15 protein-coding genes are annotated in these 16,029 nt (G+C 72.1%); 5 read left to right on the forward strand and 10 right to left on the reverse strand.

The annotated features are described in order from the left end of the window. Window positions 1–9: 9 nt before the first annotated feature. The gene (locus ACFV7R_RS06000) at window positions 10–435 is read left to right on the forward strand and encodes a DUF742 domain-containing protein (RefSeq protein ID WP_385260374.1); all 426 of its coding nucleotides are present in this window, start codon (window positions 10–12) and stop codon (window positions 433–435) included. Then, window positions 422–1,021 (forward strand): ATP/GTP-binding protein, encoded by a 600-nt coding sequence (locus tag ACFV7R_RS06005; protein ID WP_385260377.1) that lies wholly within the window; start codon window positions 422–424, stop codon window positions 1,019–1,021. The genes ACFV7R_RS06000 and ACFV7R_RS06005 overlap by 14 nt, the downstream gene beginning before the upstream one ends. Window position 1,022: 1 nt before the next feature. On the opposite strand, the gene ACFV7R_RS06010 is transcribed toward ACFV7R_RS06005, so the two are convergent. From ACFV7R_RS06010 to ACFV7R_RS06035, 6 genes are all read right to left on the reverse strand, one after another. Then, window positions 1,023–1,691, reverse strand: a complete 669-nt coding sequence (locus ACFV7R_RS06010; protein WP_129802939.1) for an ABC transporter permease — start codon at window positions 1,689–1,691, stop codon at window positions 1,023–1,025. Continuing rightward, a complete protein-coding gene (locus tag ACFV7R_RS06015; protein ID WP_129802940.1) occupies window positions 1,688–2,374 on the reverse strand; it encodes an ABC transporter permease in 687 nt (228 codons plus the stop codon). Before ACFV7R_RS06015 ends, ACFV7R_RS06010 begins: the two co-directional genes overlap by 4 nt. Then, on the reverse strand, window positions 2,371–3,519 hold the full coding sequence (locus ACFV7R_RS06020; protein ID WP_385260380.1) for an ABC transporter ATP-binding protein: 1,149 nt from the start codon (window positions 3,517–3,519) through the stop codon (window positions 2,371–2,373). Before ACFV7R_RS06020 ends, ACFV7R_RS06015 begins: the two co-directional genes overlap by 4 nt. Window positions 3,520–3,663: 144 nt before the next feature. After that, window positions 3,664–4,386: an FAD:protein FMN transferase gene (locus ACFV7R_RS06025; protein ID WP_385260383.1), complete on the reverse strand. Its 723-nt coding sequence runs from the start codon at window positions 4,384–4,386 to the stop codon at window positions 3,664–3,666. Window position 4,387: 1 nt separating this feature from the next. Continuing rightward, window positions 4,388–4,816, reverse strand: a complete 429-nt coding sequence (locus ACFV7R_RS06030) for an FMN-binding protein (RefSeq protein ID WP_385260385.1) — start codon at window positions 4,814–4,816, stop codon at window positions 4,388–4,390. A 19-nt stretch (window positions 4,817–4,835) separates the two neighbouring features. After that, complete coding sequence (locus tag ACFV7R_RS06035) at window positions 4,836–6,173, reverse strand: ferric reductase-like transmembrane domain-containing protein (RefSeq protein WP_385260387.1); 1,338 nt, start codon at window positions 6,171–6,173, stop codon at window positions 4,836–4,838. A 153-nt stretch (window positions 6,174–6,326) separates the two neighbouring features. On the opposite strand from ACFV7R_RS06035, the gene ACFV7R_RS06040 reads away from it, so the two are divergent. Next, the gene (locus tag ACFV7R_RS06040; protein WP_385260389.1) at window positions 6,327–7,016 is read left to right on the forward strand and encodes a response regulator transcription factor; all 690 of its coding nucleotides are present in this window, start codon (window positions 6,327–6,329) and stop codon (window positions 7,014–7,016) included. After that, window positions 7,013–8,473, forward strand: coding sequence for a sensor histidine kinase (locus tag ACFV7R_RS06045; RefSeq protein WP_385260391.1), 1,461 nt, complete (start codon window positions 7,013–7,015; stop codon window positions 8,471–8,473). Before ACFV7R_RS06040 ends, ACFV7R_RS06045 begins: the two co-directional genes overlap by 4 nt. A 115-nt stretch (window positions 8,474–8,588) precedes the next feature. On the opposite strand, the gene ACFV7R_RS06050 is transcribed toward ACFV7R_RS06045, so the two are convergent. From ACFV7R_RS06050 to ACFV7R_RS06060, 3 genes are all read right to left on the reverse strand, one after another. Further along, window positions 8,589–9,701: a sensor histidine kinase gene (locus tag ACFV7R_RS06050; protein WP_385260394.1), complete on the reverse strand. Its 1,113-nt coding sequence runs from the start codon at window positions 9,699–9,701 to the stop codon at window positions 8,589–8,591. A gap of 3 nt (window positions 9,702–9,704) precedes the next feature. Then, complete coding sequence (locus ACFV7R_RS06055; RefSeq protein WP_385260396.1) at window positions 9,705–10,412, reverse strand: response regulator transcription factor; 708 nt, start codon at window positions 10,410–10,412, stop codon at window positions 9,705–9,707. An 89-nt stretch (window positions 10,413–10,501) separates the two neighbouring features. After that, on the reverse strand, window positions 10,502–11,743 hold the full coding sequence (locus ACFV7R_RS06060) for a PP2C family protein-serine/threonine phosphatase (protein WP_385260397.1): 1,242 nt from the start codon (window positions 11,741–11,743) through the stop codon (window positions 10,502–10,504). A gap of 116 nt (window positions 11,744–11,859) precedes the next feature. Between ACFV7R_RS06060 and ACFV7R_RS06065 the strand changes: the two genes are divergently transcribed. Continuing rightward, window positions 11,860–12,735 carry an undecaprenyl-diphosphate phosphatase gene (locus ACFV7R_RS06065; protein ID WP_385260400.1) on the forward strand — a complete coding sequence of 292 codons (876 nt, stop codon included), beginning with the start codon at window positions 11,860–11,862 and terminating at the stop codon, window positions 12,733–12,735. Window positions 12,736–12,739: 4 nt separating this feature from the next. Here the strand turns inward: ACFV7R_RS06065 and ACFV7R_RS06070 are convergent, their stop codons facing one another. Further along, window positions 12,740–15,958 carry a SpoIIE family protein phosphatase gene (locus ACFV7R_RS06070; protein WP_385260593.1) on the reverse strand — a complete coding sequence of 1,073 codons (3,219 nt, stop codon included), beginning with the start codon at window positions 15,956–15,958 and terminating at the stop codon, window positions 12,740–12,742. Window positions 15,959–16,029 lie beyond the last annotated feature (71 nt).

The following is a 16,029-nucleotide window of genomic DNA, read 5'->3' on the forward strand; positions in this document are numbered from 1 at the left end:
AGACACCCCATGGCGGACGGCTTGACGCCCCCGGGCCCCGACCCGGCCGGACACGTCCCCGCCGTACGGCCGTTCCTCGTCACCGCCGGCCGGGTGGCCGGCGCGGGCGAGGCCGCGTCCGGCCGGACGATCCCGGTCGAGACCCAGGTGGTCGCCACCACCGAGGGGCTCGACGCGCTCGACCGGCTCTCCTTCGAGCAGCACGACATCGTTGCCGCCTGCAAGCAGCCGCAGTCCATCGCCGAGATCGCAGCCCGGCTGCGGCTGCATCTCAACGTCGTCCGGGTCCTCGCCGAGGACCTGCGCACCGCCGGACATCTGGCGGTGTACGTGCCGAACGCCGCCGTCACCCACGACGCGTCCGTCCTGCGAAGGGTTATCGATGGCCTCCGCGCCATCCCCGACTCCCGGGGGGTACTCCGTGACACCGACTGAACCGCTCACCGTCGGCGCGGCCGCGCAGCGAGCCGTACGGCCGCCGCTGCCGGTGAAGATGGTGATCGCAGGCGGCTTCGGCGTGGGCAAGACCACCACCGTCGGCGCCATCTCCGAGATCGAGCCGCTGATCACCGAGGCCGCCATCACCGAGGTCGCGGCGGGGGTGGACGACCTCTCCCACACCCCGCGCAAGACCACGACCACGGTCGCGATGGACTTCGGCTGCATCACCATCGATCCCACGCTGAAGCTGTATCTGTTCGGCACGCCCGGTCAGGACCGGTTCGGCTTCATGTGGGACGACATCGTGGAGGGGGCGGTCGGCGCGCTCGTCATCGTCGACACCCGCCGGCTCGACGACTGCTATGCCGCCGTGGACTACTTCGAGCACCGGCAGATCCCGTTCGCCGTGGCGATCAACGCCTTCGACGGGCAGGTCGAGCACGCCCTGGAGGAGGTCCGCTGGGCGCTGGACGTCGCCGAGCACGTCCCGGTGGTCGTGTTCGACGCCCGCGAGCGCGGCTCGGTGCGGGACGCGCTGCTCGTCGTACTGGAGCTGGCGCTGGCCCGCACCGAGGGGTGACTCAGCTGCTGCGGCGCACGCCGGGCGAGACCGTGAGGCGGGCGATCGCCCAGAACACCGCGAGCGTGGCCAGCGCCATCCCGGCGACCAGGGTGGCGCCGCCCACGACCTTCTCGTAGTTCTGCTGGTAGAGGCCGTCGATGATGTAGCGGCCGATGCCGCCGAAGCTGACGTACGCGGCGATGGTGGCCGTCGAGACGATCTGGATGGCCGCCGAGCGCAGTCCGCTCAGGATCAGCGGCAGGGCCACCGGCAGTTCGACCCGGAACAGGACCCCGGCCTCGGCCATGCCCATGCCGCGAGCGGCGTCCACCGGCGCGGGGTCCACGGAGCGCATCGCCTCGTAGGTGGTGACCAGGATCGGCGGGACGGCGAGCACGACCAGGGGGATCATCACCGGGGCCATGCCCAGGCCGAGCAGCACGAACATCAGCACCATCAGGCCGAAGCTGGGCAGCGCACGGGCGGCGGTGGCGACCAGGGCGAGCGTGTTGCCGCCGCGGCCGGTGTGCCCGGTGAGCAGGCCGATCGGCAGTCCGACGGCGGCGGCGATGCCGAGCGCCAGCAGTGTGTACTCGATGTGCTCGACGACGCGCGTCGGGATGCCGTCGTAGCCCTGCCAGTGGGCGCTGTCGCTGAAGAAGGCGTCGATGTGGTTCAGGACGTTCACCGGGCGGCCTCCTGCACGGCGGTCGTGCGCGCGTTCTTCCGGGCGCCGCGCGGCATCCAGGGCGTCACCAGCAGCCGCAGGACGATCAGCGCGGCGTCCACGAGGATGGCGAGGACGGCCGTGCCCACCACGGAGAGCCAGATCAGCCGGTCCTGGTGGTAGATCATGCCGCTGTTGAGCAGGTTGCCGAGGGCTCCCTCGTTGCCGATCAGCATGCCGACGCTGACGAGGGAGATGCTCGACACCGACGCCACCCGCAACCCGGCGATGATCGCGGGCGCCGCGATCGGCAACTGCACCTGGACATAGCGTCGTACGGGCCCGAAACCCATGGCGGTGGCGGCGGCCAGCGTCTCCTGCGGCACCGACCGCACGCCGTCCACGATCGCCGGGACCAGCACCACCAGGCTGTAGACGGCCAGCGGGATCATCACCGTGAGCTCGCTCAGGCCGGTGTAGTCGATGAGGACGACGAAGAAGGCGAGCGACGGGATCGCGTACAGCACGGTCGTCACCCACAGCACGGGCGGGTACAGCCAGCGCAGCCGCACGCACAGCTGGGCGACGGGCAGCGCCACGAGCAGCCCGGCCAGCACCGGAAGCAGCGCTTCGCGCAGGTGCAGTGCGACCACGCCGAAGTAACCCTGCTGGATGTCGCTGGGCATGTCGAAGAGTTCGTTCATCGCGCGACCTTCTGGGCCTTCTCGGCCGTCCCGTCGGCCCGTCGCTCGGCGTGGGCACCACGGATCGCCTCGCCGATGGTCTGCTGGGAGACGACCCCGGCCACCCGGCCCTCGCCGTCCACGGCGACGGCCCAGCCGGTGGGCGAGAGGACGGCGCAGTCGAGCGCGGCCCGCAGCGATTCCGTGCCTGCCACGAACGGCCGCCCGTACGGCAGGAGTTGATCCACCGCGATGTTCCCGGCGGCCAGCTCCCGCGGCTCGCTCCAGCCGAGAGGCCTGCCGTCCAGGTCCGTCACGAGGAGATAGGGGACGTCCGTCGTGTCGCGCGCGGCGATCTGCTCGGCCGTGGCGTCGACGGCGACGATCGGCGCGGTGAGCAACTCCAGCCCGGCGGACGGGAAGAAGGACAGGCGCCGGATGCCGCGGTCGGCGCCGAGGAAGTCCTCGACGAAGGCGTCCGCGGGGTGGGACAGCAGCTCGGCGGGCGGCGCGAACTGGGCGAGCCGGCCGCCGGTGCGCATCACGGCGACCATGGTGCCGAGCTTGACGGCCTCGTCGATGTCATGGGTGACGAAGACGATGGTCTTGCCCAACTCGTCCTGGATCCGCAGGAGTTCGTCCTGCAGGCCCTTGCGGACCACGGGGTCGACGGCGGAGAACGGCTCGTCCATGAGCAGCACGGGCGGGTCGGCGGCCAACGCCCGGGCCACACCGACGCGTTGCTGCTGTCCGCCGGACAGCTGGTAGGGGTACCGCTTGGCGAGGGAGGCGTCCAGGCCGACCCGTTCCATCAGCTCCCGGGCCCGGGAGCGGGCCTTGTCCTTGCCCCAGCCGAGCATGCGGGGCACGGTGGCGATGTTGTCGACGATCGTGCGGTGCTGGAAGAGGCCGGCGTTCTGGATGACGTAACCCATGGACCGGCGCAGTGTGTTGACCGGCTGCTGCATGATGTCGACGTCGTCGAGGAGGATGCGGCCCTCGCTCGGCTCGACCATCCGGTTGATCATCCGCAGGGTGGTGGTCTTGCCGCACCCCGACGGCCCGACGAGGACCGTGATCGAACGGTCCGGTATCTCCAGTGACAGGCGGTCGACCGCCACCGTGCCGTCCGGGTACCGCTTGGTGACTGAATCTATCCGTATCAAAACGCCGAACGCCCTTCGGGTTTGGCCGTCGCTGCCCGCTCTCGCCATGGCGGCGGGCCGTTGCGGGGAGAGTCTAGACCGGTTGTGGTGCAGGACTTCGACGGGTTGCGTCGCGTGCTGACCGGTTGCAGTCCCCGCCGACGGTCATGCCGCCCTGGGCAGCCCGGCCGTACGGCGCACCCGCCGCCCGGCGTCCACGGCGTACACCTCGCAGCCCGCCCGTCCGGCCGCCCAGGCGACGCCCTCCGCGCCCATCGCGAACGCCGCGGTGGCCACGGTGTCCGCCTCCGTCAGGGTCGGGGCCACGACGGTGACGCTGATCAGTTCGGTCGCCGGACGTCCGGTGCGCCCGTCGACGATGTGCTCGCCCCGCTCGTACAGCGCGGACGTCGCGACCGCCCCGTGGTCGAGTTCCAGGACCGTGCACACCCGGTCGGCGTGGTCGGGGTGCCGTACGCCCACCCGCCACGGACCGCCGGCGACGACCACGTCGCCCCCGGCGTTCAGGCAGTACCGCCGTACGCCCGCGGCCGTGAGCAGCTCCGCCGCCCGCTGCACCGACCAGCCCTTGACCACGGCGCAGGGGTCGAGGCCGCGGCCGGGCAGGCGGGCGTCGAAGGCGCCGCCGGTGGCGAGGCGGTACTGCTCGCACAGGTCGAGCACCTCGGCGAGGTCGGCGCTGACCTCGCCGAGGGCGATCTCGCCCCGGTCGAGGCGGGACACCTCGCTGTCGTCCTTGAAGGGACTGAACCGCTCGTCGACCTCGCGCAGCCACGCGAAGACGGCGTCGGCGAGCCCGGCGGGGACGTGCTCGTCGTCGATCCGCAAGGAGACGGGGAAGCCCATCACGTGCTCGACCCGGCGCATGTCAGGCGCCCTTCGCGTCGATGGCGGCCTGCAGGGACTTCTTGTAGCCCTCGCTGGTGATCGTCGCGCCGGACACCGCGTCGATGTCCGCGCTCTGCGCCTGCAGCGTCTCCTCGATCAGCGTCGGCACGGCGGCCGTCGTCTGGGGGTGGTTCGGCTGCTTCAGCATGCGTACGGCGGTGATCGCGCCGCCCTGGAAGGTCACCTCCACCTGTACATCGCCCTTCTCCGTGGTGACGGTGGAGCCCGCGACGACGCTCTGGGCCGAGGTGTCCGGGGATCCCGTGGTGGAGGTCGCGGAGGGGGCCGTGGAGGGGGGCGCGGCCGGCTGGGCGGCCTCGGTCGTGGTCGTGCCGTCCGAGGGCGCGTACCGCCAGACGGGGATCAGTCCGGCAACGGTCAGGACCAGGACAGGAAGTGCTCGTTTCACGGTAGGTACCTCGTCCCCGTCATCCGGCCAGGCTGAAGCGTTCGAAGTGGATCTGCGGCTTGGGCACGCCGAGCTCGCGCAGGCTGCGCAGCACCGCGGCCGTCATACCGGGCGGACCGCAGACGTAGACGTCCCGGTCGGCCACGTCCGGGACCAGTCGGCCCAGCTCGCCGGGCGCCAGCTTGTCCGGGACGACCGGGCCGGTGACCAGATACAGTTCGGCGCCCTTGGCCCGGGCGAGGTCGCGCAGCTCGTCGTAGAGGACGGCGTCCCGGTCGCTGGACACGCGGTAGATCACCACGGCGTGGCCGTGCAGCTCCTCCAGCAGGGCCCGGATGGGGGTGACGCCGACACCGCCGGCTATGAGCAGGGCGTCGGGGCGGGTGCGGTGCATGGTGGTGAAGGCGCCGTAGGGGCCCTCGGCGAAGACCCGGGTGCCGGCCTTCAGATGACGCAGGGCGGCGGTGCCGTCGCCGGCGGCCTTGGCGGTCAGGCGCAGGGTGCGGCCGTCCGGGGCCGCCGACAGGGAGAACGGGTTGGCCTGCCACCAGCGGTCGCGGGTGAGGAACCGCCACAGGAAGAACTGGCCGGCCCGTGCGGGCAGCCGGTCGAGGTCGCGGCCGGTGACGTAGACCGAGACGACGTTGTCGTTCTCGGGGACGACGGCCGAGACGCGCAGCTGGTGGCGGTGGTTCCGCCACAGCGGCAGCACCACACGGCCCACGGCGACCGAGCCGAGCGCGATGCCCCACAGGGTCCACCAGTACGCGGTGGCCGCCGGCGAGGCGACGAAGGTCGTACCGACCGCCACCTGGTGCGAGAAGGCCAGGACGACGGCGATGTAGGTGTAGAGGTGGATGAAGTGCCAGGTCTCGTAGGCCAGCCGGCGTCGGGCGAACCGCCCCGAGACCAGGCCGATCACGATGATCAGCGCCAGTGCGACGACCGCACGCAGCACGCCCTCGACGGTCTCGGCCAGGTCGATCAGCTGGTTCACCGGATCCAGCCCCGAGGAGTCGGCGTAACCGAAGGTGATGAAGACCGCATGGGCCAGCAGCGTCCACAGCAGGGAGAAGCCGACCCAGCGGTGCCACAGGGTCAGCCGGTCCATGCCGATCCGGCGGTCGAGCCAGGGCAGCCGGGCCACCAGCAGCAGCTGGAACGCCATGAGGAGGGCGCCGTACAGCCCGGCCAGCCGGCCCAGGACGATCAGCGCGTTGGAGGCGAACCCTGCCTGGACGAAGAAGACGGTGACCACGGCCACGTTTGCGGCCAGCACGGCGTACAGACCGGTGCGGGCCACCACCTTGGGGCGCAGCGCCGCGGTGGGCGCGGGAGGTGACTGGACTGTCGTCACGGACGGCAACTCCTTGATCGGGGCCTTGAGAACTCCGAGCTTCGCTGGCGGGAGCTGTCGAATTCCTGTCGTACGACTTTCAAGTGGATATCGATGTGGGCGGGGGTGGTCACGTGGTCCGGCATGGGAGAACGGTTGGCGCACTATGAACGGGTGGAAAAAGTACGGCTCCTGGTCGTGGACGACGACCCGCCCATCGCCGACCTCGTCGCCACGGTCGCCCGCTACGAGGGGTGGGAGGCGGTCACGGCGAACTCCGGCGACGAGGCACTGCGCCGTGTCGCCGAGTTCCATCCGGACATCGTCGTGCTGGATCTGATGCTGCCCGACATCGACGGCTTCGGCATCCTGGACCGGCTGCGCAGTTCGGGGACGATGGTGCCGGTGGTGTTCCTCACCGCGCGGGACGGGATTTCCGACCGGGTGGCGGGACTCACCCGGGGCGGTGACGACTATCTGGTCAAGCCGTTCGCCGTGGAGGAGCTGATGGCCAGGCTGCGGACGGTGCTGCGGCGCACCGCCGGGCCCGGTTTCCAGCGGTCGGTGCTGCGGGTGGCGGACCTGACGATGGACGAGGACACCCGGGAGGTGCGGCGCGGCGGGAAACTCCTGACGCTGACTCCGACCGAGTACGAGGTGCTGCGCTATCTGATGCGCAGGTCGCCGACCGTGCTCACCAAGGCGCAGATCCTCGACCATGTGTGGGAGTACGGCTTCGGCGGCCGCTCCAACGTCGTCGAACTGGTCGTCAGCCGGCTGCGCCGCAAGCTCGACGACACCGGCTCCCCGCTGATCCACACCGTCCGGGGCTTCGGATACGTGATCCGGCGGGCCGCCGAGTGATCCGCCGGCTCCGGCAGACGTACCGCAGGCTCCGCCTGGGCACCCGGCTGGCGCTGGGCCTGGGCGCCCTGGCGCTGGTGGTGTTCGCCGTCGTCGGCACGGCCCTGACGACGTACATGCGGGACTATCTGTCGGCCCAGCTCGACACGCAGCTGGCACAGGGCCAGATCGCCCAGTCCAAGAGCATCGCGGACTACGGCACGCTCTCGGGAAAGAAGTACTACAGCTGGTTCTACGCCGTGTACGACGTGTCGGACGGCAAGCCCGTCCTCCGCAGGCCGGAGGACCCCGGCGACCTGCCGCGGGACGTCGACGACTTCACCGCCCTGGCCCGGGCGCAGACCACCGCGGACACCGAGCTTCTGCGCACCGGCCACCTCGAGGGCAAGGGCACCTACCGGCTGCGCGCCTGCGAGGTCGAACCCGGAGTGGTCCTGGTGAGCGCCGCGCCCATGGACGACATGGAGGACACGGTCAGCCGGCTGATCACGATCCAGGTCGTGACGTTCGTCCTCGCGCTGATCGCGCTGGTGATCTTCGGCCGGAGGATGCTGCGGCGCGGGCTGAAGCCGCTGAGCGACATGGCGCACACCGCGCACGGCATCGCCTCGCACGATCTGACCGAGTCGGCGGCGCGGCTGCCGCTGCGGGCCGACGGCCCCGGCGGCGGGCCGGAGGTGGAGGAGCTGCGCACGGCGTTCAACACCATGCTGGAACACATCGACGACTCCCTCGCCGTGCGCGCCGAGGCCGAGCAGCGGCTGCGCCGGTTCGTCGCGGACGCCTCGCACGAACTGCGGACGCCGCTGATGTCGGTACGGGGCTATGCGGACCTGTTCCAGTACGCGGCCGCCAACGCGCCCGAGGAACGGGAGAAGCATCTGGCGCGGCTGCGCGCCGAGGCCGCCCGGATGGGCTTCCTCCTGGACGACCTGCTGCTGCTCGCCCGGCTGGACGCCGCCGAGGTGGAGGCCCCGCTGCGGCTCGTGGACGCCGACCTGGTGGAGCTGGTCGAGCAGGCCGCGGACGCCTTCCGCGCCGCGCACCCGAGTCACCCGCTGACGGTGACGACCGGGGACGGGCCGGTGCGGCTGCGGCTGGATCAGCAGCGGATCCGGCAGGTACTGGACAACCTGCTCACCAACGCCGCCGTGCACACACCGGCCGGCACAAAGGTGTGCGTGGAGACCTCCGTGACGGCCGGCGCGGCGCTGGTCCGGGTCACCGACCGGGGACCCGGAATACCGGCCGCCGACCGGGAGCGGGTCTTCGACCGCTTCTACCGCGTCGACAAGGCCCGCAGCCGCGACCGCGGCGGCAGCGGGCTCGGGCTGTCGGTCGCGAGCTCACTGGTGCGGGCCCACGGCGGCACGATCGGGCTGGCCGGCGAACCGGGGAGGACGGTGTTCACCGTCCGGCTCCCGGTTCAGGAGTATTCCGGGGTCAGGAGCAGGTGACGTCCGAGGTGCTGTAACGGCAGTGCGTGCCGTCCGGCCCGCTGCCGGGGGACGCCGGCTCGGTCGCCGCTGCTGTGGCCCGGCAGCGCCGGCAGACGGCCGGCCGGCGGACGCGTCAGGTGTCGGCCGGCGGGAGCGTCACTTCGAATCGGCAGCCACCGGTGACATTGCGTACGGCGGCCCGGCCGTGGTGGGCCTCCACGATGCCCCGCACGATGGCGAGCCCCAGCCCGGCCCCGGCCGGTGGCGTCCGCGCGTCGGTGCCGCGCCAGCCGGTGTCGAAGACGCGCGGCAGGTCCTCGTCCGGGATCCCGCCGCAGCCGTCCGTCACGGACAGGACCACACCGTCGGGCGAACGTTCGGCGGCCACCGCGACCGTACCGTCGGCCGGGGTCCGCCGGATCGCGTTCACCAGCAGGTTGCCGAGCACCCGGCTCATCTCCCTGCCGTCCACCTCGACCGGCACCGGCTCGACCCGGTCGCCGACGAGCCGTACGCCGTGCTCGCGGGCGAGCGGGTCCGCGCCCGCGAGGGCGTCGCCGACGAGGTCGTACACCGAGATCCGGCTCGGGCTCAGCGCCAGCGTCCCCGCATGGATGCGGGAGAGCTCGAACAGGTCGCCCACCATGTCGTTGAGCCGCTCGGCCTCGGCGCGGATCTGCCGCAGATAGCGGTCGGGATCGGCGGCGACACCGTCCTCCAGTGCCTCGGACATCGCGCGCAGTCCGGCGAGCGGGGTGCGCAGGTCGTGCGAGATCCAGGCGACCAGCTCGCGCCGGGAGCTCTCCAGGGCGCGCTCACGGTCCCGGGACTCGGCGAGTTTACGGCTGGTCGCCTCCAACTCCCGGCTCAGCGCGGCCAGTTCGGCGGTAGCCGGGCCGTCGGGGCTGGTGAAGTCGCCGCCGTCGCCGAAGGAGCGGGCGGCGAGGGTGAGGGCGTGGCTGCGGGCGACCACCCAGCGGCCGAGCAGCAGCGCGGTGGCCAGCGAGACCACGGTGGCCATCGCGACGACGGTGGTCACGACGGTCAGGTCGTGCCGGGACAGGAACATCGCCTGCGCCACCGCGAGCGTGCCGGCGAGCATGGCGCCGACGGCGACGGCGACGACCACGGCGAGGTGCGCGGTGAGCGAGCGCCGGCGGATCAGCAGCAGCACGCCCGCCCCGAGCAGCCCGGCCGCGGCGGCGCCGAGGAAGGCGAACAGGGCGATGAGCAGGGTGTCGCGCACGGCTCACGCCTCCCCGTCGGCGGAGTCGAAGCGGTAACCGACGCCCCACACCGTCTGGATGAACCGCGGCCGGGCCGGATCGTCCTCCACCTTGCCGCGCAGCCGCCGCACATGGACGGTCACCGTGGACAGATCACCGAAGTCCCAGCCCCATACCTCGCGCATCAGCTCCTCCCGGCTGAACGCCCGTCCGGGATGCCGCAGGAAGAACGCGAGCAGGTCGAACTCCCTGATGGTCAGGGCGAGTTCGATGCCGTTCTTGGCGGCGCGCCGGGCGCCGGGTTCGACGGTGAGTCCGGCGGTCCGCAGGGTGCCGGCGGGCTGCCGGCCGGGCCGGGCGCGGCGCAGCACCGACTCCACCCGCAGGACCAGCTCGCGAGGGCTGAACGGCTTGGTGACGTAGTCGTCGGCGCCGACCTCCAGGCCGAGAATCCGGTCGTCCTCGTCGCCGCGCGCGGTGAGCATGATGACCGGCACGGGTCCGCGGTCCCGCATCCGCCGGCACACCTCGAGGCCGTCCATGCCGGGCAGCATCAGGTCCAGCACCACCAGATCCGGCCAGTGGACGGCGGCCCGCGCGAGCGCGTCGGGGCCGTCACCGGCCCGGTCCACGACATATCCGGCCCGGTCGAGATACCCGGAGACGACCTCGGAGACGGTCGGGTCGTCATCGACGACCAGAACCCGCGCCCCGTACGACTGTTGTTCCATGCCGCCAGCCTCGCACCCGGCATCGGCAGGTGGCGCCGCCGCCCCCGGATGTCCCGGATTCGTAAGGAACCCGACCGTGGTGGAAACGTTCAGGCGTGCCCGAGGACCTCGTGCACCGAGGGCGGCCGGCTCCGCAGCCGGGCCGCCAGGACAGCCACGTCGTCCTCCGCGTGCCGGGCGTCGAGGCGGGCCAGGACGGTGTCGAGGATGCCTTCGACCCCCTCCGAAGCGTTGAAGTGGAGCCTCGCCAGTCGGTCCAGGGACTGGTCGATGTCCTCGCCACGGTGCTCGACGAGCCCGTCGGTGAACAGCACCAGGGTGCTCTCGGCGTCCAGCTCGTACGTGGCCGGCTCGTAACCGCCCAGTCCCGTGCTCAGCGGCGGGCCGACCGGCACCGGGAGCAGCGACGTGTCGCCCTTGCCGTCGATCACCGCGGGCGGCAGATGGCCGGCGCTGGCCAGCGTGACCTGTCCGCGGTTGGGGTCGACACGCGCGATCAGACAGGTGGCCGGCCGGCGGTCGGACTCGCTGGAGGCGATGTCGTCGAGCTGGCGCAGCACCCGGTGCGGCGGAAGGTCGGCGGAGGCGATGTAGCGCAGGGCCGAGCGGTATGCGGTCATGTCCACGGCGGCTTCGATGCTGTGCCCCATCACATCACCGACGACGAGCAGCGTCCGCCCGAAGTGCAGCCGGACGGTCTCGCACCAGTCACCGCCGACCAGGGCGCGGTGCCCCACGGGCAGATAGCGGATCGCGACATCCAGGTTCGGATGCGGCCGGCCGGGCTCGGCGAGCAGCGCGCGCTGGAGATCGCCGACTATGCGGCTCATCCGGTCGTGCTCCCGGGCGTGCCGGACGTGCGAGGCGGCCCGCTCGGCGAGCAGGGCGAGGGCGTCCGTCTCCGAGCGCGTGAAAACCCCCTCCTGCCGGGCGCACACGAGGACGCCGTAGTGGTCCTCGCCGCTGGCGAGCGGCACACAGAGCGCCGGGCCGGCCTCGTGCCGTCCGACCCGGCTGCCCACCCTGCGGACCACCGCCGCGGCCCACGCGATGTCCGGCAGTACGGCGGCGTCGCCACTGACCGCCTCGTACGCCGACTCCGTCTCGGTACCGCCCCGCACTATCGCCGCGGCGCCGCCGATCAGGTCGGACACCGCGCCGGTCAGCTCCGAGCAGGTGGTCTCCTCGTCCAGCGTCGTGCCGATCCCGGCAGCGGTCGACCGCAGCGCCGTCAGCCGCGACGACACGCCGGTCCCGGCAGCGGGCACGTTCGTACGGCCGACGGCGTGCACCATCGAGGGTCTTCGGAAGGACTGGAGCCATCGAGCCACACTGAACACCTTAAAACGTACTTAACAGACATAGACCGCGCAGGTTCCCCCCCCGGGCAACCACCTGCGGGCGTCCAGACGCCCCCACGTCGACACACTGAACGGCTGAAGTCCCCATGAGCTGGTTCGAATCCATCATCCTCGGCCTGATCCAGGGCCTGACCGAGTTCCTGCCCATCTCCTCGAGCGCGCATCTGCGGCTCGTCGCGGCCTTCTCGGGCTGGCAGGATCCGGGCGCGGCCTTCACCGCGATCACGCAGATCGGCACGGAGACCGCCGTGCTCATCTACTTCCGCACCGACATCGGCCGCATCATCAGCGCCTGGTGCCGTTCCCTGGTGGACCGGAAGACGCGCCAGGACCAGGATGCCCGCATGGGCTGGATGCTGGTGATCGGCTCGATTCCCATCGGGGTGCTCGGTGTCACCTTCAAGGACCAGATCGAGGGCCCTTTCCGTGACCTGCGCCTGACCGCCACCATGCTCATCGCCATGGGCATCGTCCTGGGCATCGCCGACCGCGTCGCCGACCGCGCCGAGGCCGGCGGCCGCCACCGCACCGTCGTGGAGGGCAAGACCCTGCACGACCTCACCGTCCGGGACGGCCTGATCTACGGCCTGTGCCAGGCGATGGCACTGATTCCCGGTGTCTCCCGGTCCGGCGCCACCACCAGCGGCGGCCTGTTCATGGGCTACACCCGGGCGGCCGCCGCACGGTACTGCTTCCTGCTCGCCGTCCCGGCCGTCCTCGCCTCCGGGCTCTACGAGCTGAAGGACGCCACCGAGGGCGGTCACGCCACCTGGGGTCCGACGCTGCTGGCCACTCTCATCGCCTTCGCCGTCGGGTACGCCGTCATCGCCTGGTTCATGAAGTTCATCGAGACCAGGAGTTTCATGCCGTTCGTGCACTACCGCATCGCCCTCGGCCTGGTCATCATCGCCCTGGTGACCTTCGGCGTGATCAGCCCGCACGCCGCCGAGTCCGCCGGCTGACGCCTCAGGGCAGTGGCTGTTCCGTCCAGATGACCTTGCCGTCCGTGGTGTAGCGGGTTCCCCAGCGCTCGGTGAGCTGGGCGACGAGGAACAGCCCGCGCCCGCCCTCGTCCTCGGTCCTGGCGCGGCGCAGCCGGGGTGAGGTGCTGCTGCCGTCGGAGACCTCGCAGATCAGCGCACGGTCGCGCAGCAGCCGCAGCCGGACCGGGCCGGTCGCGTGCCGGATGGCGTTGGTGACGAGTTCGCTGGCGACGAGTTCGGTGGTGAAGGCCATGTCGTCCAGCCCCCAGACGGCCATCTGGCCGGTGACCGCCGCACGGGTGCGGGAGACCACCGCCGGGTCGCTGGGCAGCTCCCACTGCGCGACCCGCTCCGGCCCCAGTGCGTTCGTACGGGCCACCAGCAGGGCCACGTCGTCGCTCGGCCGGTCCGCGAGCAGCGCGTCGAGGACCGCGTCACAGGTCTCCTCCGGCGGTCGGCCTGCGCAGGCCAGTACGGTACGCAGCCGCTCCAGGCCGGTGTCGATGTCGCGCAGCCGGTCCTCGATCAGGCCGTCGGTGTACAGCACGAGCTGGCTGCCTTCGGCCAGATCGAGCTCCACGGTCTCGAACGGCATCCCGCCGAGCCCGAGCGGCGGCCCCGACGGCAGATCGACGAACTCCACGGTGCCGTCGGGTCCGACGACCGCCGGGACGGGATGCCCGGCACGGGTGAGGCTGCAGCGCCGGGTCACCGGGTCGTAGACGGCGTACAGGCAGGTGGCGCCGACGATGCCCGCGTCCGGGTGGGTGTTCTCCACCGCCCAGCCCTCGCCGCGGTCGAGCCGTCCGACCAGGTCGTCGAGGTGGGTGAGCAGGTCGTCGGGCGGCAGGTCCAGGGAACAGAAGTTGTGCACGGCGGTCCGCAGCCGGCCCATCGTCGCGGCGGCGTGCAGCCCGTGGCCGACGACATCGCCCACGACCAGCGCCACCCGGGCGCCGGACAGCGGGATGACGTCGAACCAGTCGCCGCCGACGCCGGCCTGCGCGGGCAGATAGCGGAAGGCGGCCTCGACCGCGCTCTGCTCGGGACGCCCGCGGGGCAGCAGGCTGCGCTGCAGGGCGAGAGCGGTGGTGTGCTCGCGCGTGTAGCGGCGGGCGTTGTCGATACAGATCGCTGCGCGGCCGGCCAGTTCCTGGGCGAGGGACAGGTCGTCGTCCTCGAAGGGGGCGGGCTGCCGCGAGCGGTAGAAGCTGACCACGCCGAGGGTCGCGCCACGCGCCTGCAGCGGAACGGTGATCAGGGAGTGGAAGCCCGCCGCGAGCATCCGCTCGGTCCCCTCCGAGTCCTGGCCGTGCCGGCCTTCGGCCGCGGCCAGGTCGGGTTCCAGCACCGACTGGCCGCTCTCCAGACCGTGGGCCTGCGGTGTGGCCGGGCCGTAGTGGACCGCTCCGCCGGTCTCCTGCAACGGGGACTCCCCGGATACGGCGCCCAGTGCGACCCGGCGCAGCGCGGTGTCCTCGCCGAGCGGCCCCGGCTCGTCGCCGCGCAGCACGGAAGCGGGCAGATCCACGGCGGTGAAGTCGGCGAACCGCGGAACGGTCACCTCCGCCAGCTCCTCCGCGGTGTGCGCGACGTCGAGGGTCGTTCCGATCCGGACGCCGGCGTCGTGCAACAGCTCCAGCCGCCTGCGCGCCAGCACGGCCAGCCGACCGACACCGGGCTCACCGACGAGCAACAGCCAGCCGTCGGCGGCCGAGTCACCGGCGTCCTCCCGCAGCGCGGTGAACGCGGAGACAGCGGGCGCAGCGGGCGCCTCCGGCGGGGGGACAGCAGGCGCGGCCGACGCCTCCGGCGGGAGGACAGCCGGCGCAGCGGGTGCCTCCGACGGGGAGACAGCCGGCGCGGCCGGGTCAGCCGGTGCGGATACGACCGTCCGCATGACGACGGCCGACGCCGACGGCACGGAAGCCGTGGCCGACGCCGCCAGGAACGGTGACACGGCGGGAGCATCCGATGCAGGTGGCGACGATACGGCAGAAGGTGCCGATGCGGCAGGAGGCGTCGACTCGGCAGAAGAGGCCGACGCGGCAGGAAGTGTCGGCGCGGCAGAAGAGGCCGCCCCAGAAGCCGTCGGCCCAGCAGACGAACCCGCCCCAGGGGCCGGCGCCACCCCAGGTGTGGCCGACGCGGTGGAAGCCCCTGGTGTCGGGACCGGCGCCGCAGTCACCGTCGGGAGGGCGGCGGACAGGGGCGGTGCCCCGGGCGCGGCGGAGCCGTCCGTCGCCAGTTCCACGTGCCGCAGGCGCGGCTCGCCGAGCACTCGGGCCTCGACCACGACGCCGATCTCACCGGCATCACCCCTGATCGGCCGGCGCAGCAGGATCGCCACTCGGCCACCGGAGAGGGCCACCTCGTCGAAGGTGAGGTGCGGTGAGGCGATGAGCTCCTCGGCCTTCTCCCGCAGCACGGCGAGATCGAGCCGGCCGAGGCCCGCGCCCTCGTGGAGGGCCTCGGCGCCCGTGGGCGCCTGCTCGGGCTGCCGCGGCCATGCGTCGCCGCCGTCCGCGGCATGCGAGGCCCGCCGGTACGCGGTGAGCAGCGCCCGCTCCCGCTCCGTCGCCTGCTCCAGCAGACGGGTCTCGATGTCCCGGGCGGCATCGTGCACCAGCCGCACCATGGCGGGGTCGCCCTCGTCCCGCAGACAGGTGAGGTCGAGGACAGCCTCGATACGCCCGCTGAGCGGGTTCCGCACGGGTGCGCCCGCGCAGGTGAACAAGGACAGGCAGTCGGCGAAGTGCTCACGGCCGACGACGTAGACGGGCCGCCGCTCGGCCAGCGCGGTGCCCACGCCGTTGGTGCCGGCGACCTCCTCCGACGCGCAGAAGCCCGGGGCGAAGTTCACCTCGTCGAGCAGTGCGAGCAACTGCCGGTCACCGCCGTGCCGCTGGACCAGGCGGGCCTGCCCGTCGCACAGCACGACCGCCATGCTCACCTTCTCGAACGACGCGGTCAGACGCTTGAGCACCGGTTCGGCGGCGCGCAGCAGCGGGTCCTCGACCGCGAGGTCCGGCGCGTAGGGGATCAGCAGCCGGTGCGGCTCGAGCCCCGCGAACCGGCACCGCTTCCAGGAGTCGAGCACCGAGTCGCGTACGTCCGACTCGACCCGTGCACCGGCCAGGAACCGCTCATGAGCATCGACGAGACCGCCGATGTCGTCCCATGCGACCGACAACGGGACCACTTCCTTCACCTGGAGGAGACCCCGGCGCACACCGTCGTTCGGCTCGCCCTGCGGGGAGATCCTCCAGGTGC

The organism is Streptomyces sp. NPDC059866, assembly GCF_042731325.1.
GTDB lineage: Bacteria > Actinomycetota > Actinomycetes > Streptomycetales > Streptomycetaceae > Streptomyces > Streptomyces flavusporus.

Coding starts and splice junctions, on each gene's coding strand:
- ACFV7R_RS06000 (WP_385260374.1), top strand. CDS start 10: ATGGCGGACGGCTTGACGCCCCCGGGCCCCGACCCGGCCGGACACGTC.
- ACFV7R_RS06015 (WP_129802940.1), bottom strand. CDS start 2,374: ATGAACGAACTCTTCGACATGCCCAGCGACATCCAGCAGGGTTACTTC.
- ACFV7R_RS06025 (WP_385260383.1), bottom strand. CDS start 4,386: ATGCGCCGGGTCGAGCACGTGATGGGCTTCCCCGTCTCCTTGCGGATC.
- ACFV7R_RS06055 (WP_385260396.1), bottom strand. CDS start 10,412: ATGGAACAACAGTCGTACGGGGCGCGGGTTCTGGTCGTCGATGACGAC.
- ACFV7R_RS06065 (WP_385260400.1), top strand. CDS start 11,860: ATGAGCTGGTTCGAATCCATCATCCTCGGCCTGATCCAGGGCCTGACC.